Origin of the sequence: Burkholderia sp. WSM2232 (assembly GCF_000472545.1) — a bacterium.
Taxonomy (GTDB): domain Bacteria; phylum Pseudomonadota; class Gammaproteobacteria; order Burkholderiales; family Burkholderiaceae; genus Paraburkholderia.
In genome coordinates this window covers 1-22,333 of sequence record NZ_AWZV01000016.1, presented here as the reverse complement: position 1 = coordinate 22,333, position 22,333 = coordinate 1, and the positions used below count along the sequence as shown (strand labels likewise).

At 63.3% G+C, this 22,333-nt stretch carries 22 protein-coding genes; 14 read left to right on the top strand and 8 right to left on the bottom strand.

The genetic code is table 11. The features are described 5' to 3' along the window. The first annotated feature begins 546 nt into the window (after positions 1 to 546). Positions 547 to 753 (top strand): cold-shock protein, encoded by a 207-nt coding sequence (locus tag F757_RS0116115; RefSeq protein WP_007180614.1) that lies wholly within the window; start codon positions 547 to 549, stop codon positions 751 to 753. 186 nt (positions 754 to 939) lie between these two features. On the opposite strand, the gene F757_RS0116110 is transcribed toward F757_RS0116115, so the two are convergent. The 6 genes from F757_RS0116110 to icd all read right to left on the bottom strand — a co-directional run bounded on the left by F757_RS0116110 (position 940) and on the right by icd (position 5,144). Next, complete coding sequence (locus tag F757_RS0116110; protein WP_027212297.1) at positions 940 to 1,677, bottom strand: immunity 52 family protein; 738 nt, start codon at positions 1,675 to 1,677, stop codon at positions 940 to 942. 3 nt (positions 1,678 to 1,680) lie between these two features. Further along, complete coding sequence (locus tag F757_RS0116105; RefSeq protein WP_084530919.1) at positions 1,681 to 2,283, bottom strand: restriction endonuclease fold toxin 5 domain-containing protein; 603 nt, start codon at positions 2,281 to 2,283, stop codon at positions 1,681 to 1,683. Then, entirely contained in the window at positions 2,171 to 2,638 is a 468-nt protein-coding gene (locus F757_RS36615; RefSeq protein ID WP_084530917.1) for a hypothetical protein, read from the bottom strand. Before F757_RS36615 ends, F757_RS0116105 begins: the two co-directional genes overlap by 113 nt. Then, the gene (locus F757_RS0116095) at positions 2,631 to 3,122 is read right to left on the bottom strand and encodes a DUF4123 domain-containing protein (protein ID WP_027212294.1); all 492 of its coding nucleotides are present in this window, start codon (positions 3,120 to 3,122) and stop codon (positions 2,631 to 2,633) included. The genes F757_RS36615 and F757_RS0116095 overlap by 8 nt, the downstream gene beginning before the upstream one ends. A gap of 3 nt (positions 3,123 to 3,125) precedes the next feature. Further along, entirely contained in the window at positions 3,126 to 3,539 is a 414-nt protein-coding gene (locus F757_RS0116090) for a PAAR domain-containing protein (RefSeq protein WP_027212293.1), read from the bottom strand. 342 nt (positions 3,540 to 3,881) lie between these two features. Next, on the bottom strand, positions 3,882 to 5,144 hold the full coding sequence (icd, locus tag F757_RS0116085) for an NADP-dependent isocitrate dehydrogenase (protein WP_027212292.1): 1,263 nt from the start codon (positions 5,142 to 5,144) through the stop codon (positions 3,882 to 3,884). Between the two features lie 334 nt (positions 5,145 to 5,478). Between icd and F757_RS0116080 the strand changes: the two genes are divergently transcribed. From F757_RS0116080 to F757_RS0116030, 11 genes are all read left to right on the top strand, one after another. Next, complete coding sequence (locus F757_RS0116080) at positions 5,479 to 6,048, top strand: pseudouridine synthase (RefSeq protein ID WP_027212291.1); 570 nt, start codon at positions 5,479 to 5,481, stop codon at positions 6,046 to 6,048. Between the two features lie 385 nt (positions 6,049 to 6,433). Then, positions 6,434 to 6,628, top strand: a complete 195-nt coding sequence (locus F757_RS0116075) for a hypothetical protein (RefSeq protein WP_027212290.1) — start codon at positions 6,434 to 6,436, stop codon at positions 6,626 to 6,628. A 142-nt stretch (positions 6,629 to 6,770) separates the two neighbouring features. Then, positions 6,771 to 7,289, top strand: coding sequence for a DUF192 domain-containing protein (locus tag F757_RS0116070; RefSeq protein ID WP_027212289.1), 519 nt, complete (start codon positions 6,771 to 6,773; stop codon positions 7,287 to 7,289). Positions 7,290 to 7,833: 544 nt separating this feature from the next. After that, the gene (fusA, locus tag F757_RS0116065; protein WP_027212288.1) at positions 7,834 to 9,939 is read left to right on the top strand and encodes an elongation factor G; all 2,106 of its coding nucleotides are present in this window, start codon (positions 7,834 to 7,836) and stop codon (positions 9,937 to 9,939) included. Between the two features lie 252 nt (positions 9,940 to 10,191). After that, complete coding sequence (locus tag F757_RS0116060) at positions 10,192 to 10,713, top strand: cupin domain-containing protein (RefSeq protein ID WP_027212287.1); 522 nt, start codon at positions 10,192 to 10,194, stop codon at positions 10,711 to 10,713. A 34-nt stretch (positions 10,714 to 10,747) separates the two neighbouring features. Then, entirely contained in the window at positions 10,748 to 11,776 is a 1,029-nt protein-coding gene (locus tag F757_RS0116055; RefSeq protein ID WP_027212286.1) for a HoxN/HupN/NixA family nickel/cobalt transporter, read from the top strand. Between the two features lie 517 nt (positions 11,777 to 12,293). Beyond that, complete coding sequence (locus F757_RS0116050) at positions 12,294 to 13,967, top strand: ABC transporter substrate-binding protein (RefSeq protein ID WP_027212285.1); 1,674 nt, start codon at positions 12,294 to 12,296, stop codon at positions 13,965 to 13,967. Between the two features lie 40 nt (positions 13,968 to 14,007). Continuing rightward, positions 14,008 to 15,015: an ABC transporter permease gene (locus F757_RS0116045; RefSeq protein WP_027212284.1), complete on the top strand. Its 1,008-nt coding sequence runs from the start codon at positions 14,008 to 14,010 to the stop codon at positions 15,013 to 15,015. Continuing rightward, a complete protein-coding gene (locus F757_RS0116040; protein WP_027212283.1) occupies positions 15,012 to 15,881 on the top strand; it encodes an ABC transporter permease in 870 nt (289 codons plus the stop codon). Before F757_RS0116045 ends, F757_RS0116040 begins: the two co-directional genes overlap by 4 nt. After that, a complete protein-coding gene (locus F757_RS0116035) occupies positions 15,878 to 18,037 on the top strand; it encodes an ABC transporter ATP-binding protein (protein ID WP_027212282.1) in 2,160 nt (719 codons plus the stop codon). The genes F757_RS0116040 and F757_RS0116035 overlap by 4 nt, the downstream gene beginning before the upstream one ends. Positions 18,038 to 18,124: 87 nt before the next feature. Beyond that, positions 18,125 to 18,607, top strand: a complete 483-nt coding sequence (locus tag F757_RS0116030; protein WP_027212281.1) for a hypothetical protein — start codon at positions 18,125 to 18,127, stop codon at positions 18,605 to 18,607. Between the two features lie 85 nt (positions 18,608 to 18,692). On the opposite strand, the gene F757_RS0116025 is transcribed toward F757_RS0116030, so the two are convergent. Further along, positions 18,693 to 19,538: an aldo/keto reductase gene (locus F757_RS0116025; RefSeq protein ID WP_027212280.1), complete on the bottom strand. Its 846-nt coding sequence runs from the start codon at positions 19,536 to 19,538 to the stop codon at positions 18,693 to 18,695. Between the two features lie 33 nt (positions 19,539 to 19,571). Here F757_RS0116025 and F757_RS35820 point away from each other — a divergent pair, with 33 nt between their 5' ends. Further along, complete coding sequence (locus F757_RS35820; RefSeq protein WP_035466970.1) at positions 19,572 to 19,946, top strand: hypothetical protein; 375 nt, start codon at positions 19,572 to 19,574, stop codon at positions 19,944 to 19,946. A gap of 5 nt (positions 19,947 to 19,951) precedes the next feature. Continuing rightward, on the top strand, positions 19,952 to 20,698 hold the full coding sequence (locus tag F757_RS0116015) for a GntR family transcriptional regulator (protein ID WP_020069137.1): 747 nt from the start codon (positions 19,952 to 19,954) through the stop codon (positions 20,696 to 20,698). Between the two features lie 15 nt (positions 20,699 to 20,713). Here the strand turns inward: F757_RS0116015 and F757_RS0116010 are convergent, their stop codons facing one another. Beyond that, positions 20,714 to 22,123, bottom strand: coding sequence for a CoA transferase (locus F757_RS0116010; protein WP_027212279.1), 1,410 nt, complete (start codon positions 22,121 to 22,123; stop codon positions 20,714 to 20,716). Between the last annotated feature and the right edge of the window lie 210 nt (positions 22,124 to 22,333).

Sequence of the window (22,333 nt, the reverse complement as noted above, 5' to 3'; positions counted from 1 at the left end):
CCCATTCTAAACAACTAGGACAGGCCCGCAATCCTGTCAAAACCCGGCCAGCCGGCCAGTACGCCCGAACGCTGCCGCCCGGCGGAAATGCACCGCCCGCGTGCGCCAATCAACGAGCCGATTGCGGAGCCGGCCCCGATCCAGATGTTGCCTTGCGGCCTGTTGCGCCGCAGTCGGATCGAGTATCGCACAACCTGCCGGAGCTGGCTGGGCGCAGCCCGCTCGCGCCACCGGCAGCAAAGCCACCCGCAGAACTGCATGTGAGACGATTATGCGACTTTTCAAGACAGCCCGCTTGCGCAACCGCACATAACGAAAGCGGGAAAAACCCCTGGAAACGGCCTGTTTGCAACGCGTACAACGACGTCTCAAAATTTTCTTGACACCCGAATAAAGAGCCTCAACAATCAAGCTGGCACTTTTTTCACTGCGCCAAATTCGAAAAAATGCCGATGGTGAGCTTGTGAGGAGGGAGCGGCTGCATTGCGCGGTCGTCGAGCTTTTCGAGGGCTCGTGGTAGTGACATGAGTTACAGGGGAAGTTGGAATGGCAACTGGTACGGTCAAATGGTTCAATGACGCAAAAGGTTTCGGATTCATCACGCCCGATGAAGGCGGCGAGGATCTGTTTGCACACTTCTCGGCCATCCAGATGAATGGGTTCAAGACCCTCAAGGAAGGCCAAAAGGTGACCTTCGAGGTCGTGCAAGGCCCGAAAGGCAAGCAGGCATCGAACATCCAGGCACCTGCCTGATATCTGTTCGATACCCGTCCTTTTGAAACCCGGCTTCGCGCCGGGTTTCTTTTTGGGGCGATTTTTTTTAGAGCGATCGCTTTACTTGCTTCAGTTTTTGTTTGCGACCGCAGCGAGTTCCCAAATAACGGGTAAGCAACGGACCGGCGATCGGGCGGCGCGCGTTCTTACTCGCGAGTGTCACATTCACAGATCCGCGTAGGCGGGCAGCAGGTCCTGATCGACCAGGCGGATTTCGATGCGGTTCGCGACCTCGACATGCTCCGGGTTGTCCACCGAGAACACGGCATCCGTGACGCTCACGATGATCGTTCCGATTTCCTTGCCGTCTTTCCCCTTCACAGGAACGAGCGCCCGCGCTTCGGGAACCTGCTGCACGGTGATCTTGCGCGGCAGGTACAGCATCCAGCCGACGCCGGGCTTGTCGTCAAAGACCTGCCGCTCGAAATATGCTTTTGGCGCGACCGACACATAGAGTGGGCTATAGCTGCCAGCAATCTCGGAAACAACCGTCTGCATCGCGACGCAATCACCTAATCGCTGGATCGGCTCAGACTGGTCCGGTAGGTCAATTTCGATTTCCGACGGCATCACGCCAGCGTCAATCGTGAGTTTTAGTTGCGCGCCATCCGTTGGACTGTTGTGCCCGTTCCAGAATCCGATCACCTTGGGCCGGTTCTTCTTCGCGCCTTCGTAGCGGGTGGACAGAACGGCCAATATGGCGGACGACGGCACGCCTCGAGCTTCGAAAACCGGATACAGGCGTGCCTCTTCTTCCGTTTCGCCCGTCAAAAACCATTGCGCAAGGCGGTCGTCCTTTGCGGCAAGCACTTCTACGACGGCCCACAAGCGCCGCAGATGAACATCGAACTGTCCCGTACTGGCGAAGTCGGGCGGGTCACGAAATTGCGCAAGAATGTTCATAGATTACGGTTCGTAAACTGATAGGACGCGTTGGCGAGTGAGCACGCGAAGCATCAACTGTCGCGCAAGCGGCGTCATGAAATACCACGTCAGCCGCGCCGGAGGATGCGAGTTGACCGCGTTTGCCTGCGTCACGATCTGCTCTTGCATCCCGATGAATCCGCTGAAAAACGGCTTCACCTCGCCGGTGAACGGGTCGATGAATTGGTCGTAATCGCCCTTTGTCTCCTGCAGCATGCAGGCAGCCGGCATGAAGCCGTCGAAATCGATGCCCTGCCACTTCCATTCGTCACTCCATCGGCACTCTTCGCTATCGAACGGGAACCCTGTGATTCGCGCTTGATACCGATACGAAGTCCAATTTACCCCATGGTTGACACGCACCTTCAAGCCTTCCTCGGCCGGACATTTCTTGCAGCTTTCGTCCGTGCGCGGCAAGGTTCGCACAGCGGGCGCAGCTTTGCTGTCCTCCTTCTTCGTGTCGCCGGACAGGCTACCCGTTGCCCCCACTGCTGCCCCGCCCAATAAAGCTGCGCCAGCGCGCGCCAAGATCGGCCCAAGGGCTTCCACCGCCCCCTCTATCACTGGTATCGCCAGACCCGCCATTATTCAATCCTCTCCGAAATTCGGGATGTTCGATTTTCCAACGCATGACGCGCAAATAGTCGTGGAAACGTTCGTCGGCAGAACGGCCCGGCCGTGTCAACCACGCATGTATCGCGGGTTGGTCGTAAAAGCTGGGCGCGTAAGCCTCGAGACGAAGGAAAGCGACGAGATTGTCGTCACGCTCAATACCCAGTTCACGCGCAGCTTTGAACGCCCGCCACAGTCGCGAAGAAAGTGTGGTGTCGTCGGCGAGCTTCGGATCCTCTCTGCAGAAATCAGCGCGCACGCTCTCAACGAATCGCTTTGCATCGATCTCGGCAAGCGCGGCTATCTGCTCCGTCGTCAGTTCAAGCATGCGGATGCACCTTCGTGAGTTCGCCATTGATCTGCACGAGCCAATCGAACGCCGGCACAAAGAATTCGGCGCGCTGCGCCAACGAAAACAGGCTCGTAATCTCGCTCATCAGTCGCGCATCGTAGAAGCGAAGCAATGCCGTGCGCCCGTCCGGCAGACGGGCGTCCAGCCGTCTGGCGAGCTCCTCTGCGAGCGCAGCGAAGGGATATGCACTGATCAGCCACGACACGCCCGCGGTACTCTCGCCCATTGCGAACAACGACTGCCGCACGTCGCCTGTTGTCTCTGCAAAATCGATCAGCCACGGTCCTGCGTCGGCCAACGACGCGTCTGCCGTACCGTCGAACAATCCGATGGTGGCCAGTGGCCGTTTGATTTGTTCGCCGCCTGCAAAAAGCAGCGCGTCAACAAGCGCGTAAAGTCGCACGGGCAACGACACCCGCTCCTGGCGCTGCTCGAAATACGCCTCGATTTGCGATACCACGCTCTATCCCCGCATGACCATCGTTGCTCCGCTTTCCGCTGCGGCCTTCAGGCATTCGAGACACAGTGTCGGGCTTGGTGACAGCCCGAGCGCACCGACCGCAGCAGCCGCTGCGCCAGTACTTGCGCGCCCCTCGCCGTCGTCACGAATGGTTGAATTCGCCTGGGACGCGATGAGCGTCGCGCCGCATGCAGTGCGCATACCCTCCACGGCCGTGTTTCGGCCGTCAATTGCGTGCGGATAACGGCGGCCCAGCACGTCAGGCAAGATGGGAAAGGTGCCCTTGCATTGAGGACACGCGACCATGTGCCCCACGCCCGCAATGGGCCTACCCTCCAGCGTTGCAGCCGGGTTGCCTTCCAGTACCCTGCCGCCGTGCGACGTGGCGTCGCCGACGCAAATAATGCTGCGTGACACGTGGCCCTCTCTCTGTGCTGTTTTGTCTGAACTTTATCATTAGCCCTGCTCAAAAAGCACCGGAGAGAACTCAAAAACCGCGGCGGCAACTGCGAGGCCATCGTTCCGGCTCACCGACAAGAGCCAGAGCGCCGTGCATGGAGCAATGAACGGACAACGACACCGCAAACGGCAACTCCCCAGACTCGCTGGAGACGCTAGCCACGCACGTCGCCAGAAAGCCCCCGCAGGCTGACGCCACGGCAAAGTGCCGCACCCTCGCGGCAACAAAAAAACCCAGCCGATCGTCAAATCCAGCTGGGTCTTCAAAATCAGAGCGGGCGTCGCGGAACGCCCGTTGAATCAAAGATTCATATTCTCGATCATCACCTGCCCGAAGCCCGAACAGGAAACCTGCGTCGCGCCTTCCATCAGGCGCGCGAAGTCGTATGTGACGCGCTTTTGCAGAATCGACGTTTCCATCGACTTGATGATCAGATCCGCCGCCTCGACCCAACCGAGATGGCGCAGCATCATTTCCGCCGAGAGAATTTCCGACCCCGGATTCACGTAGTCTTTGCCCGCGTACTTCGGTGCCGTCCCGTGAGTGGCCTCGAACATCGCGACCGAATCGGACATGTTCGCGCCCGGCGCAATACCGATGCCGCCCACTTGCGCGGCGAGCGCGTCCGACACATAGTCGCCGTTCAGGTTCAGCGTGGCGATCACGTCGTATTCCGCAGGACGAAGCAAAATCTGCTGCAGGAAAGCGTCCGCAATCACGTCCTTCACCACAATGTCGCCGCCTGTCTTCGGGTTCTTCACCTTCATCCACGGGCCGCCGTCGATCAGCTCGGCATTGAATTCCTTCTGCGCGAGCGCATAGCCATAGTCACGGAAGGCGCCTTCCGTGTACTTCATGATGTTGCCCTTGTGCACGAGCGTGACGGAGCGGCGGTCGTTGTCGATTGCATACTGGATCGCCTTGCGCACGAGACGCTCCGTGCCCTCGCGCGACACCGGCTTGATGCCGATTCCCGAAGTTTCCGGAAAGCGGATCTTCTTCACGCCCATTTCTTCCTGCAGGAACTTGATGACCTTCTTCGCCTGCTCCGATTCGGCCGGCCATTCGATACCCGCGTAGATGTCTTCCGAGTTCTCGCGGAAGATCACCATGTTGGTCTTCTCCGGCTCGCGCACCGGCGAGGGCACACCCTTGAAGTACTGCACGGGGCGCAGGCACACGTACAAGTCCAGTTCCTGACGCAACGCGACGTTCAGCGAACGGATGCCGCCGCCCACGGGCGTGGTCAGCGGCCCCTTGATGGACACCACATATTCCTTCAGCACCTGCAGCGTTTCTTCCGGCAACCACACGTCCGGGCCGTAGACCCTGGTCGATTTTTCGCCAGCGTAAATTTCCATCCACTGGATTTTTCTCTTGCCCGCGTAGGCTTTTTCGACAGCGGCGTCCACGACCTTGATCATGACGGGCGTAATGTCGAGACCGGTGCCGTCGCCTTCGATAAACGGAATGATCGGCTGATCCGAAACGTTGAGCGAGAAATCCGCGTTGACGGTGATCTTGTCACCACCGGTCGGAACCTTGATGTGCTGATACGGCATGATCGGACTCCAGTGAAAGCTGTGCTGAAAGCTGAGGGGAGACTGCCAATATGGTGCTTCTCGCTACGCGCAGTGCCGCACGCGCGCACGCGGCCTGGCGGTTATTCTAGCCCACGCGGGAGCCGCTTCGAGGCGCGGGCGGCTCGGGGTTTTCCAACATGCATGCGGCGACCAGGCACGGCGCCCACCGCCCGCCGTATCCAGGACCGCGCCCGCCAGGCGACGCCGCATGCTTTATTATCCCGCCATTTGCCGCAGGCATCGCCCCTGCGCTGCGGTGTCGCGCCGTGCCGACCATGCCGCGGCGCGCGCTGCACAACTCAATTCCTTGCTCATGCGTTTACTTGCCCTGAACAAGCCGTTCGGCACCATCTGCCAGTTTTCTGCGCACGAGACGCGCGCGACGCTGGCCGACTGGGTTAGCGTGCCGGGCGTTTATCCGGCCGGCCGCCTCGATTCGGACAGCGAAGGCCTGCTGCTTCTCACCGACGACGGCGCCTTGCAAGCGCGTATCGCCGAACCGCGCCACAAGCTCGTCAAGCGTTATTGGGCGCAAGTGGAAGGCGCGGTGGATGCCGCCGCGCTCAGGAAGCTCGCGCGCGGCGTCGACCTCGGCGACTATGTGACGAAACCGTGTCGCGCCGACTACGTGGACCCGGCTGACAGACTCTGGCCGCGCACGCCCCCGATTCGCTATCGCGCCGCGATTCCGACCACGTGGATCGAGTTGTCCATCGCCGAGGGCAAAAACCGCCAGGTGCGCCGCATGACCGCCGCAGTCGGCTTTCCGACGCTGCGGCTCGTGCGGGTCGGCATCGGCGCGCTCGATATTTTCGCGCTCGGGCTCATGCCGGGCGAGAGCGTCGATTTGCCGCTCAACGCACCTTGGGAAGGCGTCGCATAAATCGCTAACTCGTTGTATGCGCGAATGAAACCGCCCGTGAAACGAATCGGTGAAAAAGCGTGAAACAGCGAATTGCGCGCCCATTTCACACAACATGGTTCACCTCAGTGTACGCGTGAAAAGTTTCGGCACGATTCACGTCAACCGGCTCGCGAACTCATGCGTTATTCGACGCAGATGCCGCCCGAAGCTGTCCGGCATTCAGCCTTAAGGGCCTTTGTACATGCCGCTCGCGCGGTCAGTGGAGGCAGTCTGAGCGCTCGGCAGACGCGTCGAAAATTTGTTCGATGCGACTGTCAACCGAAAGGTGGATGGCACGTTTACCGACATGACTCAAACATAACCGGGTCATTTGGTTAATTAACTCAAGCTGAGGATTTTCAAAATGAACAAACTGATCGCCGCTCTGGTCGCTGGCCTCTTCGCAACGGCAGCATTCGCACAAGCTTCGGCACCGGCAGCAGCTTCGGCAGCTCCGGCAGCAGCAGCTTCGTCGGCAAAGAAGACCACGAAGCACGCTCACAAGAAGTCGCACAAGAAGGCAGCTGCTGCAGCAGCCGCTTCGGCAGCTTCGGAGTAAGTTTGTTGTAAAACGCAGTCAAGAACTACGCTTCATTGCCGTTCTTACGGCGTTGGAAGGCAGGTCACCGCAAGGCGATCTGCCTTTTTGTTTTTGACGCGCTCGCGTACCATTCCGATTCATTCCAGCAAGGAGTCATGCCGTGCGATTTCCCCTGCGCTCGTTAATGGCGCGTTTCGCCGTCGCCGCTGTGTTGCCCACTGTGGTGGCGTTCGCAGCGCTGTCGTTCTCCGCGCTCAGCGCGCCCCCCGCTCATGCGCAGCAGTTGCCGGCCGGCGCGAAGCAACCCGGCGAATTTCCGCGTGCGCGGCTGACCGCCGGCATGTTCGTAATCGACGCGGCCGTCGCCGCTAACGACGCGGACCGCGAGCAGGGTCTGATGTACCGCACGAGCCTCGCGCCGAACGAAGGCATGCTGTTCGTGTTCAACGAAAACGCAGTGCATTGCTTCTGGATGAAGAACACGCTGATCCCGTTGTCGATCGCGTTCATGCGCGCGGACGGCACTGTGACCGACATCGACGAGATGCAGGCCGAGACGACCAGCAACCACTGCCCGAAGAACAACGGCGTGTACGCGCTCGAGATGAGCAAGGGCTGGTTCACGTCGAAGGGCATCAAGCCAGGCATGAAAATCCAGGGGCTGCCCGCGGCGCAATAAGCCGGCGCAGTAAGCAGACGCAGTAAGCCGGTCCAGTAAGCCGGCGCAGAATCGCGCGTCAGTTGGCGCGCAAGCCGCGCGTGGGTGCGCCGCCACACACGCGGTTCTGGGCTGATCGGACGTCTGAATGTGCGGCAGACGGGGCCTCTGATCGCGCGGCTCAATGCCCGTCGGGTGGCAGTTGCTCCGTCAGGTGGCACCTGATACTCGTCAGACTGCGCCGCACTGCATAGCCGTGTCCTCGATCAGCCAGGACGCTGACGGCACGCCACAACCGAGCCCTCCTCTCACCGCAAGCCGGTCCCGCACCCGAACACCCCGGCTTTGCCCTTGTCGCCGCGCATCGCATCGCACGTGGACCCGCCGCCCGCGAAACTCCACCGCCCCGCGCGCCTTACCCCGCCGCCCGCCTGGCAACATTCCTGCAAAAGACGGGCCGACGCGCTATCCTAGTATTCTTAGCAACGCAGCAATCCCGCGGTCCGGGCGGCACCAGGTGCCGCCCGGCCAAGCGTTTCAGGCGCGCTATTCCAAGGAGGTTCACGTGCCCCGCAAGACTCCCATCGAGCGCTACCGGAATATCGGCATCAGCGCTCACATCGATGCCGGCAAAACCACCACCACTGAACGCATCCTGTTCTACACCGGCGTGACCCACAAGATCGGCGAGGTTCACGACGGTGCGGCGACGATGGACTGGATGGAACAGGAGCAGGAGCGCGGCATCACGATCACGTCGGCGGCCACCACCGCCTTCTGGAAAGGCATGGCCGGCAACTATCCCGAGCATCGGATCAACATCATCGACACGCCGGGACACGTCGACTTTACGATCGAAGTGGAGCGCTCCATGCGCGTGCTCGACGGCGCCTGCATGGTGTACGACTCGGTGGGCGGCGTGCAGCCGCAATCGGAAACCGTCTGGCGCCAGGCGAACAAGTACAAGGTGCCGCGCATCGCGTTCGTCAACAAGATGGACCGCGTGGGTGCCGACTTTTTCCGCGTGCAGCGTCAGATCGGCGAGCGTCTGAAGGGCGTCGCCGTGCCCATTCAGATTCCGGTCGGCGCGGAGGAACACTTCCAGGGCGTCGTCGATCTCGTCAAGATGAAGGCGATCGTCTGGGACGACGACAGCCAGGGTATCAAGTTCGAGTATCAGGATATTCCGGCGGAACTCGCGGCCACGGCGAAGGAATGGCACGACAAGATGGTCGAGGCCGCCGCCGAGGCAAGCGAAGAACTGCTCGACAAGTATCTCGGCGGCGAGACGCTCTCCGAAGAGGAGATCAAGCAGGGGCTGCGCGCGCGCACCATCGCCAACGAAATCGTGCCGATGCTGTGCGGCAGCGCGTTCAAGAACAAGGGCGTGCAGGCCATGCTCGACGCGGTGATCGACTACCTGCCCTCGCCGGTGGACGTGCCCGCGATTCTCGGTCACGACGAACACGACAACGAAGCGGAGCGTCATCCGAACGACGACGAGCCGTTCTCCGCGCTCGCCTTCAAGATCATGACCGACCCGTTCGTCGGCCAGCTGATTTTCTTCCGCGTGTATTCCGGCGTGGTCAATTCGGGCGACACGGTCTACAACCCGGTCAAGGAGAAGAAGGAACGCCTTGGCCGGATCCTGCAGATGCACGCGAACGAACGCAAGGAAATCAAGGAAGTGCGCGCAGGCGACATCGCCGCGGCCGTCGGCCTGAAAGAAGCGACCACCGGCGACACGCTGTGCGACCCGAACAAGGTCATCATTCTCGAGAAGATGATCTTCCCCGAGCCGGTGATCTCGCAGGCTGTCGAGCCGAAGACCAAGGCCGACCAGGAGAAGATGGGCATCGCGCTCAATCGTCTCGCGCAGGAAGACCCTTCGTTCCGCGTACAAACGGATGAAGAGTCGGGCCAGACGATCATCTCCGGCATGGGCGAGCTGCACCTCGAAATTCTCGTCGACCGGATGAAGCGCGAGTTCGGCGTGGAAGCGACGGTCGGCAAACCGCAGGTGGCGTACCGCGAGACGGTGCGCAACAAGGTCGAAGACGTCGAGGGCAAGTTCGTCAAGCAGTCGGGCGGGCGCGGCCAGTACGGTCACGCGGTGATTACGCTCGAACCGGCGCAGCAGGGCAAGGGCTATGAATTCGTCGACGCGATCAAGGGTGGCGTGATCCCGCGCGAATACATTCCGGCGGTGGACAAGGGCATTCAGGAGACGCTGAAGGCCGGCGTACTGGCGGGTTATCCGGTGGTCGACGTGAAGGTGACGCTGACCTTCGGCTCGTACCACGACGTGGACTCGAACGAAAACGCTTTCCGTATGGCCGGCTCGATGGCCTTCAAGGATGCGATGCGCAAGGCGAAGCCGGTGCTGCTCGAACCGATGATGGCCGTCGAGGTGGAAACACCCGAAGACTTCATGGGCAACGTCATGGGCGATCTGTCGAGCCGCCGCGGGCTCGTGCAAGGCATGGAAGACATCGCGGGCGGCGGCGGCAAGCTGGTGCGCGCCGAAGTGCCGCTCGCGGAAATGTTCGGCTACTCGACGTCGCTGCGCTCTGCGACTCAAGGCCGCGCGACCTACACGATGGAGTTCAAGCACTACGCGGAAACGCCGAACAACGTCGCGGAAGCCGTGATCAACGCGAAGCAGAAGTAAGCCTTAGCCGCCAGCCTGACAGCCGGGCTGCCGCTATGCGGCGCACCGGCTGGCACGCGCTGCCCCGACTGCCACACAGAAAGCCTGTCCACCACGGACAGGCTTTTTTTCGCCGACGGCCATTTGCCCGAAGCGCTCGCAGCACCCGCGGCGGCCCGCCCCACACGGCCACGCTCATTTTTTTACCATGTCAGAATGCAGGACGGCGCCGCGAACTTCGCCACGCCTTTGCAGCCCACGAGGAGACACGCGATGAGCCAGGATCACGAACATCCGCATTACAACGACGAGCGGGACCAAGGGGTCGTGCCTGTCGATTGGCGCGAGCACGGCGTGAAGGTCATCAGAGGCGATCAGCTCGACACCAACACGCCGCAGACGCCGGGCATGAACCGCGCCGCCGCGATCAACGCCGCGCGAGTCGGCGCGCAGAAAATCTGGGCCGGCACGGTGACGATTCACCCGAATGCAAAGACCGGCGCCCATCATCACGGCGCGCTCGAAAGCGTGATTTTCGTGGTGCGCGGCCAGGCTCGCATGCGCTGGGGCGAGCACCTCGAGTTCACCGCCGAGGCCGGTCCCGGCGACTTCATCTTCGTGCCGCCGTATGTGCCGCATCAGGAGATCAACGCGAGCACCGACGAACCGCTCGAGTGCGTGCTGGTGCGCAGCGACAACGAGGCCGTGGTGGTCAACCTGAACATCGACGCCGTAGAGCAACCGGAAACGGTGTATTGGGTCGATCCGATTCACAAGCATCCGCACGATCACTAACTAACACCAACACTCATCCTCGACCACGCGACTCATGACGCCGACTGCCTCGCTGCGCCCTCGCCTTCTCACGTTGTATGCGGTTCTGCTCGCAGCCAATCTCGCCGCGTGGGCATGGGCGCTGATCGCGTTTCGCCACTATCCGCTGCTGCTCGGCACCGCGTTGCTCGCGTATGGTTTCGGCCTTCGTCATGCGGTCGACGCGGACCATATCGCCGCCATCGACGCCGTCACGCGCAAGCTGATGCAGACCGGCCAGCGGCCGCTCAGCGTCGGGCTTGCGTTCTCGCTGGGTCACTCGACCATCGTGATTCTTGCGACACTGGGAATAGCGTGGAGCGCGCATTCGCTGCACGGCCGCTTCGAGACCTTCAAGGCCGTGGGCGCAACACTGGGCACACTCGTTTCGGCGACGTTCCTGCTGATACTCGCGGCGGTGAACCTGGTGATTCTGCGCGACGTATGGCGCCGTTATCGTCATGTGCAACATCACGGCGAAGCGGCCGTTGCCGCGCTCGACATCGCGCAGACGTCCGCTCCCGGCGGTCTTCTGGCACGCGCGCTGCGGCCGCTGTTCCGGCTCGTGACCCGAAGCTGGCATATGTACCCGGTAGGCGTACTGTTCGGCCTCGGCTTTGACACCGCTACCGAAATCGGCCTGCTCGCGATTGCCGCGTCCGAAGCGGGCAAGGGCCTGCCGCTGTATTCGATTCTGGTGTTTCCCGCGCTTTTCACCGCGGGCATGACGCTCGTCGATTCGACGGACAACGTGCTGATGATCCACGCCTACGGCTGGGCCATGGACGACCCCAAACGCAAGCTCTACTACAACGCGAGCATCACGTTCGTTTCGGCGATGGTGGCGATCGTGATCGGCGGCGTTGAGGCGCTGCGACTGCTGTCTGACAGCCTCGGCCTGAATGGCGGGGTGTGGGACGCAGTGACGCGCATCAACGACCAGTTCGGTGTGCTTGGCTATGGGATCGTCGCTGCGTTCATTGCGTGCTGGATCGGCTCGGTGCTGTTTCATCGCTGGCGGAGGCCGGCCGCGGCGATGCGGTAACTGCGACCGCGCTTAAACGCTGGACTAGCTTGCGGCGAGTATTTTTCCGGTTCATGTGCGGCGTTTTGTGTGGGGCTTTTCGTTTGCGGTTTCTTGCGGCGGTTTAGCTTCGTCGCTTTTGCTTCCGCGCCTTGGCTTCGGCGCTTTGGCTTCTTCGGTTTTGCTTCTTCGGTTTGTGTTCGGCGGCTGTTTTGCTCGCAGCGATTTCATCACAGCGGTTCGTTCGCTATCACGCCAGCAAGCGGAGCGCCACCGCGCAGCATGCCGCGCGCCACGCACGGCACAGCGTCTGCGCCGTCTGCCCGGATGCGGCGCAACCGTTGTGGCGACGACACACACCGGCCCTTTTATCTGCTGATCGCGAACCTCCCGCCGCCGCAAGCGCTCCAATCCATGAGCAATCGCTTAAACTGAAACAGCCTTGCATCGCCGAACTTGCGCCCGCCGCGCAGTCGCCTGCCGCGCACCTGGCGCGGCGTATCACAACCGGCAACCGAACGGACTGGACATTCCCACGATGAAGACTCCCGCAGACCGATTCCCCGCTCTCGAACTCGCCCGTCGCAACGCCGACGCCTATGGCCATCATGCCATCGACGAATTTCTCGCCGGCCGCATCACACGGCGCGAACTGCTGCGCTATGCGAGCGTGATCGGTTTGTCGCTCGCGGGCGGGGGCCTGCTCGACGCGCCGCGCGCGTCGGCACAGGGCAGCGCAAAACCGGGCACGCCTTCAAACCAGACGATTCGTGTGGCCCATCTCACGCCGGCGGGCGCCGTGGACCCGCTCACGGTGACGGATGCCGCGAGCCTCGCGCTGCTCAATCAGACCGGCGAATTCCTGATCGACGACGACGGCGAAAAACTCATGCTCAAGCCGGCGCTCGCGTTGTCGTGGAAGCCGAACGACAAGGGCGACGTGTGGACCTTCAAGCTGCGCGAGAACGTCAAGTTCCACGACGGCCAGGCTTTCACTGCCAAAGACGTGGTGGCCACCTTCGACCGCCTTGCCGATCCGGCCAGCGGCTCGGCCGCACTGTCGGTTTTGAAGGGCGTGCTCTCCAAGGGCGGCGCCAAAGTGGTTGACGAGCACACCGTCGCTTTCCATCTGGATGCGCCGAACGGCAACTTCCCCTACTACGTTTCCTCGGACAATTACAACGCCGTGATTCTGCCCGCGAACTACGCGGGCGGTTATGAAAAGACCTTTATCGGCACCGGGCCGTTCAGGCTCGAGAAGTATCAGCCGAAGGTGGGCGCGTCGTTCGTGCGCAACCCCGACTACTGGGGCGAGAAAGCGTTACCGGAGCGCGTACAGTTTTCGTTCTATGCGGATCAGCAGGCACAACTGCTCGCGCTGCAAGGCCACCGTGCGGACGTGATGGGCACCTTCACCGTGCAGGGCGGCGCCGCGATCCTGAACAATCCGGACTACAAGGCAGTGGGCGTGAAGTCGAGCGCGCATCGGCAGATTCATATGCGCAACGACAATCCGCTCTTCAAGGACAAGCGCGTGCGCCAGGCGCTAGCCCTCTCGCTCGATCGCGACGTGCTGGTGCGCGGGCTCTTCAAGGGCCGTGCGCAGCTTGGCAACGACAGTCCGTTTGCGCCCGTGTTTCCGTCATCGGATGCGGGCGTGCCGCAGCGCAAGCTCGACATAGCGAAGGCAAAACAACTGCTCGCGCAAGCGGGTGTACCGAACGGCTTCGATGTCACGCTGACCACCGAAAAGTACATGGAGATTCCCGATCTCGCGGTCGTCGTGCAGAACGCGGCGAAGGCAATCGGCGTGCGCATCAATCTGAAGGTCGAGAGCCAGTCGCTCTATTACGGAGCCGGCACGCCAGGCAAATCGGACTGGCTCGACTCGCCGCTCGGCATCACCGACTACGGTCATCGCGGCGTGCCCAACGTGTTCCTGAATGCGCCGCTCACGAGCAACGGCACATGGAACGCGGCGCACTTCAGGAATCCGCAATACGATCAACTGGTCGCGCAGTTCGTCGCCGCCGTGGACCTCGCCTCGCAGAAGAAGATCTCCGGCCAGATCCAGACACTGTTGCTCGACGAAACGCCGATCATCATTCCATTCTTCTACGATCAACTGATCGCCATGCGCAAGGGCGTGAATGGCGTACGCTTCACCGCGCTCGCGCAGCTTTATTTCGACCGCGCGGTGCTGAGCGCGTGAGCGTCTCGCGTGCGCCGTGTTTGACCGGCCAGGCTTCACCATGTCGAGCACTGTGAACTCTTTCGCTTCCGCGCGGCACGGCAATGCCGGCCGCGTCACACGCTTTCTTGCGACACGCGTCGGCTTGTCGCTGATTACGCTGTGGCTGTTGTCGGTGATCGTATTCGCCGGCGGGCAACTGCTGCCCGGCGACATTGGCCGCGCGGTGCTCGGGCCGCTCGCGGACGCGCGCGCGGTCGCGGCGCTCAATCATCAACTAGGCGCCGACCGCCCGCTGATGACGCAATACGCCGAGTGGATCGCGCGTTTCGTGCGCGGCGACATGGGGCTTTCCTACGCGTATCGCGAGCCGGTGGCGCCGTTCATCGGCGACGCGCTCGCGCATTCCGCGAAGCTCGGCTTGCTCGCGTTCATCGTGGTGGTGCCGCTAGGCATTGCGGGCGGCGTGTGGTCGGCCATGCATGCCGGACGCTGGCTCGATCGCACGATCAGCATCGCGGGACTGTCGGCCACCGTGGTGCCGGAATTCGTCTCGTCGATCGTGCTGATCCTCGTCTTCGGCGTGTGGCTGCGCTGGCTGCCTATCGAGGCCTCGTATCCGCCCGACGCCAACGCGCTCGAACAATCGCGCTATCTGGTCCTGCCCGTGCTGCCGCTGGTGCTGGTGTTCTTCGGCTACATCGCGCGCATGGCGCGTGCGGGCACCGTCGAAGCGCTCGACGCGGACTACACGCGCACCGCGATTCTCAAGGGCCTGCCGCGTCACGTCGTGATCTGGCGGCACGTGTTGCGCAATGCGCTCCTGCCGACCATCACCGTGGCCGCGACCCAGCTCGGCTACATGATCGGCGGCCTCGTCGTGGTGGAGACGCTGTTCCGCTATCCGGGCATCGGCTCGCTAATTTACAACGCCGCGAAAGCCAAGGACTTCCCGATGCTCGAAGCCGGCGTACTGACCATCGGTGTGGTGTACACCGTCGCCAACCTGGTCGCGGATGCGTTGCACGTGCTGCTCAATCCGCGCCTGCGCGTGAGGAGCGCCGAATGAGCACGATCGTTCCGCCGGCCGCGCCGCGCGCCGCCAGCGAGCCGCGCTTCGACCGCTTGCGCGTGCTGCTGCGCTCGCCGACTTTTGTCGTGGGCGTGCTGATCGTCGCGTGGTGGATCGGTTGCGCGATAGCCGGACCGTGGTTCGTGCCGGTCGATCCGTATGCGTCCGACCCGCTCAATTCGCTGATGCCGCCGGATCACGCGCATTGGTTCGGCACCGACCAGCTCGGCCGCGACGTGTTCTCACGTGTGATTGTCGGCGCGCGCGACATTCTCACCATCGCGCCGCTCGCCACGCTGCTCGGCACCGTGAGTGGCACGGCGCTCGGGCTCGTGGTCGGCTACTTCGACGGCTGGGTCGACAACGTGGTGGGCCGCGCGATCGACGCCGTCCTCGCGCTGCCGCTCGTGATCGTCGCGCTGCTCGCGCTGGCGGCCGTGGGCGCCTCGAACTTCACGGTGATCCTGGTGATCGGCATCACCTTCGCGCCGATCACCGCGCGCACCGTGCGCGCCGCCGTATTCGCCGAGCGTCATCTGGACTACGTGGCCGCTGCGCAATTGCGCGGGGAACGCGCGCCCTACATCATGTTCGCGGAAATCCTGCCGAACGTGCTGCCGCCCATCGTCGTCGAGGCCACCGTGCGGCTCGGGTACGCGATCTTCGCGGTGGCCACGCTGTCGTTTCTGGGCTTCGGCATTCAGCCGCCTTCCGCCGACTGGGGCCTCGCGCTGTCCGAGTCGTACACGCTGATGGCCGGCGGCGCATGGTGGACCGTGGTGTTCGCGGCCGGCGCAATCGCCACGCTCGTCGTAGGCGTGAATCTGATTGCCGACGGCGTACAAGGCGTGCTCGACCGATGAACGGACCGCCGCCCTCTTCGTTTCCCGCCTTCGACGTGTCGAAGAGCGACCGCACGGATGCGCTGACTATCGTCGGCCTGACGGTGACCTACCGGATACGCGGGCGCGATCGCGAGGTCCTGCAAGACGTGTCGTTTCGCGTGCGGCGCGGCGAAGCGTACGGCCTTGTCGGCGAATCGGGTTGCGGCAAGTCGACGGTGGCGATGGCAGCGCTGCGCTATCTGCCGCGCAACGGCAAGGTCAAGGCGGGCAAGATCGTCATCGCGGGCGCCGAGGTAAACAAGCTCGACGCCGACGCTCTGCGCATGCTGCGCGCCAACACCATTTCGATGGTCTATCAGGACCCGGGCCGTGCGCTGAATCCGTCGCTGACGATCGCGCGGCAAGTGTCGGAGGCATTCGAAGCCGCAGGGGTCGCCCACAACGAAGCAATGCAGCGCTCGCTCGAGATGCTGCAACGCGTGCGCATTGCGTCGCCAGAACGCGTGATGGACAGTTATCCTCATCAATTGTCGGGCGGCATGCAACAGCGCGTGGTGATTGCGATGGCGCTTGCGTCGAACCCCGCGCTGCTGATTCTCGACGAACCCACCACCGGCCTCGACGCCACCGTCGAAGCCGAAGTGCTCGACCTCGTCGCGCAACTGCGCGTGGAGCTCGGCACCGCGGTGCTCTTCATCAGCCACAACCTCGCCGTGATCGGGCGCATGTGCGAACGCGTCGGCGTGCTGTATGCGGGCAAACTGGTCGAGGAAGGCGCGACCCAGGACGTCTTCACGCGCCCGCGTCATCCGTACACAGTGGGGCTGTTGCGCTGCCTGCCCACGCAGGGACGCAGCAAGGACAGCGAGCGGCTCGACACGATTGCCGGCGGCCTGCCTGCGCCCGGTTCAGTGGCGCAAGGCTGCATCTATGCGGAGCGTTGCCGTCTCGCCGACGAGCGCTGCCGCCGCGAGGCACCGCCGCCATACCGCGTGAGCGCGGCGCATGGCGATCAGATGTCGCGTTGCCATTATCACGAGCGTGCGATCGAGTTGCCCCGCGCAAGCGCGCTTTTACCCGTAAAGACTCATGCGACGAGCGGCGGCACGCCGTGTGAGCCCGTGCTGCGCGCCCAGAATCTGTCGAAGACATTCCATGTCTCCGGCACGACGCTGCGTGCAGTGGACAACGTGTCGCTCGATCTCGGTGCCGGGGAGACGCTCGGCCTCGTCGGCGAATCGGGCAGCGGAAAAACGACGCTCGCGAAGCTGCTGCTCGGCCTTCTCACGCCGGACGCCGGCAGCGTGCTCGAACTCGACGGCGCGCCGCTCGCCGCACGCGTCACGCGACGCAACGACGAGCAGGTCAAGTCACTGCAGATCGTGTTCCAGAATCCGGATTCCGCGCTGAACCGCGCCCATTCGGTCAAGCGGCTGATCGGCCGCGCGTTGTCGCGTCTTGGCGCGCTGCGCGGTGCCGCCGTCGACGAGCGGCTTGCCAGCCTGAGCGCCGCGGTGCGTTTGCCGGAGCGCTATCTCGACTCGCGCACCCGCCAGCTTTCCGGCGGGCTCAAGCAGCGCGTGGCCATTGCGCGCGCCTTCGCCGGTGAGCCGCGCGTGGTGGTGTGCGACGAGCCGACGTCCGCGCTCGACGTCTCGGTGCAGGCGGCGATTCTCAACCTGCTCGCCGACCTGCAACGCGAGCGCGGCGTCAGCTATGTATTCATCTCGCACGATCTGCATGTCGTGCGTTATCTGTCCGACCGCATCGCCGTGCTGTATCTCGGCCGGCTGCTTGAAATCGGGCCCGCCGCCGCGGTGTTCGACGGGCCGCAGCATCCTTATACGGAAGCGCTGCTGTCGTCGGTGCCGACGCTTGGCGGCAATCCGGGCAAAACCCGCATCCGCCTTTCCGGCGATTTGCCGAGCGCCGCCTCGCCGCCGTACGGCTGCGTGTTCCATACGCGCTGCCCGCGCAAGCTGGGCGCGATCTGCGAACAGCAGGACCCGCCGTTTGCGCAGGCAGGCGACGGCGCCACACACCTGATCCGCTGTCATATTCCCGTCGACGAGTTGCGCGTGCTGCAAACGGCCCCGCGACGCGAGTCGCATGACGTTTCCGACGACGCGCCGAGCGGCCCGGCAAAGAGACCCCGGCCGGACTCATCGCAATAGATCTGGCCGGCGCGTGCGTGAGCCAGGAACCAAAGCGCGGCAATTGCCTCATATCAGATTCAACGTTCGATATGAGGGCACCACAACATGCATCCAAACGTCCCCAGCTTTGCGGCACGAGCGGTCGCGGGTCTTGCAGCGGTCACCGCTTTCGGCTTCGCTGCGCTCGCCCATGCGCAGACCGGCACGCCCGCTGCGGCGCCCGCCGCGCAGCCGCTGTCGCCCACGTTGTCGCAGTCCGCGCCGCCTGTCGATCCGAGCTTCTCGGCCTACTCGCTCGCGCAGACCTGCAAGCAGAAGAGCGATAACGTCGCGCATGGCCAATGTGTGGGTGCCATTCGCGGCATCATCCACGGCTATCAGTACGGCGTGCTGTTCCTCGGCCAGCGCGCGTCGCTGCCCGCCAACGAAACGCAGCGCGTGTCGCTGTGTCTGCGCAACACGCCGGTGTCCACGCTCGTCGACGAGTTCGTCGCGGATGCGGCGCAGGTCAACGACGACTCGCTCAAGCACACGCCCGCCGAAGTCGCGGTGCTAGGCTCCGTGCACATGCATCACAGCTGCAACTGACGATACGCGGCGCCTGCATGGCGCCGCGATTTTCGTGCGCGCCATGTCCGCTCTTTGCATGTAGTGGTTGCGGCACGCGCCACGCTCAGAGCATTTCCAACGCGCGCTTGCCGCGCGGCGGCTTGAAATAGCCGTCAATGGCGGCCAGTTCGTGTGGCTCGAGCCGCAATTCGAGCGCGCGGTAGTTGTCGTGCACATGCTCGACGCGGCCCGCCTTGGGAATCGCGAACACGCCCGGCTGCTGCAATACCCACGCAAGCGCGACCTGGAACACGGAAACGCCGCGCGCGCTCGCAATGTCGTCGAGCGGCGAGCGTTTGGGCAAACGCGCGTGATCCACGGGACTGTAGGCCATAGCCGGCATGTTGCGCGCGGCAAGCCAAGGCAGCAGATCGAACTCCGGCCCACGGCGCGCCACGTTGTACAGGATCTGATTCGTCGCACACGTTGCGCCGCCGGCAGTGGCGACGAGTTCTTCCATGTCGTCGGTATCGAAGTTGCTCACGCCCCAGTGGCGAATCTTGCCGGCCGCGCGCAGCGCCTCGAAAGCGCCCACCGTCTCTGCGAGCGGCACCGAGCCGCGCCAGTGCAGCAGATACAGATCGAGCCGGTCCGTCTTCAGACGCTTGAGGCTCTGTTCGCACGCTGCGATCACGCCGCGCCGGCTCGCGTTATGCGGATACACCTTGCTGACGAGGAACACCTTGTCGCGCAGTCCCGCGAGCGCTTCGCCGAGCAGAGACTCGGTTGCACCGTCGCCGTACATTTCAGCTGTATCGACGAGCGTCATGCCGAGCTCGATTCCGCATCTCAACGCGTCGATCTCCGCCGCGCGGCGCGCGGGCTGCTCGCCCATTTCCCATGTACCTTGCCCGAGTTTGGGGATGCGCTCGCCGTCGGGCAGGTTCACGCTTGCAATATCGCTCGTCATGCTGACTCCTGAAGTGGCTGACTTTGGCTGGCTATGGCTGGCTATGGCTGGCTATGCTGGCTGTTGTGGACGGTGTTGATCGTGCAGATCATGCCGACCGCGCTGATCGTGCTGATCGTGCTGATCGTGCTGATCGTGCTGATCGTGCTGATCGTGCTGATCGTGCTGGTCGTGCTGATCTTGCGGACCGCGCTGATCCTGCTGACCATACAGTCCGCGGCCGATTTTTACCGCCGCTTGCGACCCTACGCCGGCGCCGACGCACAAGGCGCATACGCGCAACGATGCTGCCCGATTCATAGCGACGAGTTTAGCGGCTGCGCTGCGATCCGGCAGGCCACCAGGCAAAAGCCCGCTATAACGCGACGCGCCGATGTCTTAGAATTGCTCCTCGCCCTTCTAGCGTAAGCCCCATGACCTCTGCCTCGGAAGACCGCTGGCGCGATCTGCGCCCGGACCCGGAAAACGACACGCCGCTTTATCTGCAACTTGCCCGCAAGCTGGGCACGGCGATTCACGAGAACCGCTGGAACGCCGGCGAAGCGCTGCCTTCCGAGCGCGTACTCTCGGAGGCGCTGGGCGTTTCGCGAATCACGTCACGCAAGGCGATCGCTCTACTCGTCGAACAGGGCTTGATTCGGCGCACCCAAGGCGCCGGCAGTTTCATCACACCGCGCTATGAAGATCCGCTGTCGCGTCTGTCGAGCTTTAGCGAAATGCTGCGGCGCCGAGGTTTCACGCCGAGTTCAAAGTGGCTGTCGCGCGAGATCCTGCCGGCCAATCGCGAAGAAGTGATCCAGCTCGGGCTTTCGCCGGCTGCGGCCGTCACGCGCCTGCGGCGCTTGCGTCTTGCCGACGGCATCGTGATGGCGGTCGAGAACTCGACCTTTCCCGCAGCAGTGATTCCCGATCCGCAGGCGATTGGCGATTCGTTGTACACCTATCTGGAGAATCGCGGATTGACGATCGTGCGCGCGCTGCAGCATTTTCGCGCGGTCAACGCGAGCGAGGAGATCGCGCAGCAGATGAGCATTGCGCCGAACGAAGCGCTGCTGTTGATCACGCGTGTGGGCTACACGGCGGATCAACGCGCAATCGAACTGACCGATACCTATTGCCGCAACGATTACTACGACTTCGTGGCGGAATTGCGCAAGTAAGCGGCGCTCGGTCGGTCAAAGCCATTTCGCCTCATGCGCGCCGATGCGCGAGGGCGGCAACGCGAGAAACGCCGGGGTCTCCTCGAGTCGTTCCGCCGGCTGCACGGCCTGCACGCCTCCGAACTCAGACTGAACGGTATCGAGGCAGTCGCGCACGTCGTCGAGCGTGACGTCAGGCGCCTTCCATCCGTCAGGAATTTCGCCGAACGATTGCAGCCACCGGCCAGTCTGTGCCAGCGACACCTTTACGTGCCAGCTTCCGCCCTCTATCGCGCGGCGCGACAACGCGGCCATCGCACCGAAAGCGGCGAGATAGCCCGTCGCGTGATCGAGCGCCTGACACGGCAGGTGTCTCGGCTCGTGCAATCCCGCCGCGCGCTGTTCGGTCACCGCGATACCGCTCGCGGACTGCACGAGACTATCGAAGCCGCGCCGCGCGGCCCACGGCCCTTCATATCCATACGCGCACACCGACACATACACAATGCCCGGCCGCAGGCGCGCAGCATCGTCGGGACCGAAGCCATGCGCCGCCAATGCGCCGGGGCGATAGGCCTGCAGAAACACGTCGGCATCGCGCGTCAAACCGCGCAGCGTTTCGCGGCCCGCCGCATCGCGCAGATCGAGCACGGCCGAGCGCTTGCCGCGGCTGTTGTCGATGACGAGCGGCGCAATGTTCGGCAGATGCGGACCGTTGATCATCAACACCTCGGCGCCATGCTGCGCAAGCGCGCGCCCGCCGACCGGCCCGGCAATGATGCGCGACAGGTCCAGCACGCGCACGCCGGAGAGCGGCCTGCTGCCGCCGTGGCCCGGCGGCGATGCATGGCGCGTCGGCAACTGTGCAGGCGCGTCGCCGATACGCTCGATCTCGAAGAGCGGCAGACGCGCGATCGCCTTGGCCTGTTCGAGCGCGGCCCACTCGTTCGAAGTGCGGATCAGCGCAGCGCACAGCCCCGCCTCGGCGAGCGTGTTATCCAGCGTGGCACCGTCCCAGCCGCGTATCGCTGAAGCGACCGCCGCGCGATCGTTCTCGCAGCCCAGCACCTTCAGTACGCCCGCAAGGTGATGCGCGAAGTTGGTGTGCAGTTGGATCCAGCGGCTGTCGCGCGTCTCGTAGAAGCCCGTTACCGGATCGCGCAGCGCGGGCGGCGGCCCGCCGTCGATTCGCAGATAACGCTCGCTGCGAAAGGATGCCAGCGCACGCCGCATGTCCACGCTCACACGCTGCCCGCGCCCCGTGCGCAGCCGATGATATTCAGCCGCCGCCAGCCCCGTTGCAGCAATGGTCGCCGACGCCAGCGCGCCGACGCGAAACACGGACGGCAACGCCGGCTCCGTACCGCTGAAGTGCACCGAGCGGAGCGCGGCCGGCTCGCAGCCAGCAAGCGTCCAAAGAGAATCGAGCGCGAGTTCGGGGGTCATGGCGGTCACAGTTGAATCGAGAAATGTGAACGAGTCTAGGTGTGCGCCTTGCCTGAATCAATCTTGATTGTGATAATCAACGTATATTGATTTCTTTGGTCGCCGGCTACTTGCTGGGCTACTTGCTGGGGCTACTTGCTGGGGCTACTTGCTGGGGCTACTTGCTGGGGCTACTTGCTGGGGCTACTTGCTGGGGCTACTTGCTGGGGC

Excerpts from the sequence above, each read along its gene's own strand:
- F757_RS0116115 (WP_007180614.1), top strand. The coding sequence starts at position 547 with ATGGCAACTGGTACGGTCAAATGGTTCAATGACGCAAAAGGTTTCGGA.
- F757_RS0116110 (WP_027212297.1), bottom strand. The coding sequence starts at position 1,677 with ATGAACATTCTTGCGCAATTTCGTGACCCGCCCGACTTCGCCAGTACG.
- F757_RS0116105 (WP_084530919.1), bottom strand. The coding sequence starts at position 2,283 with ATGGCGGGTCTGGCGATACCAGTGATAGAGGGGGCGGTGGAAGCCCTT.
- F757_RS36615 (WP_084530917.1), bottom strand. The coding sequence starts at position 2,638 with ATGCTTGAACTGACGACGGAGCAGATAGCCGCGCTTGCCGAGATCGAT.
- icd (WP_027212292.1), bottom strand. The coding sequence starts at position 5,144 with ATGCCGTATCAGCACATCAAGGTTCCGACCGGTGGTGACAAGATCACC.
- F757_RS0116080 (WP_027212291.1), top strand. The coding sequence starts at position 5,479 with ATGCGTTTACTTGCCCTGAACAAGCCGTTCGGCACCATCTGCCAGTTT.
- F757_RS0116075 (WP_027212290.1), top strand. The coding sequence starts at position 6,434 with ATGAACAAACTGATCGCCGCTCTGGTCGCTGGCCTCTTCGCAACGGCA.
- F757_RS0116060 (WP_027212287.1), top strand. The coding sequence starts at position 10,192 with ATGAGCCAGGATCACGAACATCCGCATTACAACGACGAGCGGGACCAA.
- F757_RS0116055 (WP_027212286.1), top strand. The coding sequence starts at position 10,748 with ATGACGCCGACTGCCTCGCTGCGCCCTCGCCTTCTCACGTTGTATGCG.
- F757_RS0116050 (WP_027212285.1), top strand. The coding sequence starts at position 12,294 with ATGAAGACTCCCGCAGACCGATTCCCCGCTCTCGAACTCGCCCGTCGC.
- F757_RS0116045 (WP_027212284.1), top strand. The coding sequence starts at position 14,008 with ATGTCGAGCACTGTGAACTCTTTCGCTTCCGCGCGGCACGGCAATGCC.
- F757_RS0116040 (WP_027212283.1), top strand. The coding sequence starts at position 15,012 with ATGAGCACGATCGTTCCGCCGGCCGCGCCGCGCGCCGCCAGCGAGCCG.
- F757_RS0116035 (WP_027212282.1), top strand. The coding sequence starts at position 15,878 with ATGAACGGACCGCCGCCCTCTTCGTTTCCCGCCTTCGACGTGTCGAAG.
- F757_RS0116030 (WP_027212281.1), top strand. The coding sequence starts at position 18,125 with ATGCATCCAAACGTCCCCAGCTTTGCGGCACGAGCGGTCGCGGGTCTT.
- F757_RS0116025 (WP_027212280.1), bottom strand. The coding sequence starts at position 19,538 with ATGACGAGCGATATTGCAAGCGTGAACCTGCCCGACGGCGAGCGCATC.
- F757_RS35820 (WP_035466970.1), top strand. The coding sequence starts at position 19,572 with ATGGCTGGCTATGGCTGGCTATGCTGGCTGTTGTGGACGGTGTTGATC.
- F757_RS0116015 (WP_020069137.1), top strand. The coding sequence starts at position 19,952 with ATGACCTCTGCCTCGGAAGACCGCTGGCGCGATCTGCGCCCGGACCCG.
- F757_RS0116010 (WP_027212279.1), bottom strand. The coding sequence starts at position 22,123 with ATGACCCCCGAACTCGCGCTCGATTCTCTTTGGACGCTTGCTGGCTGC.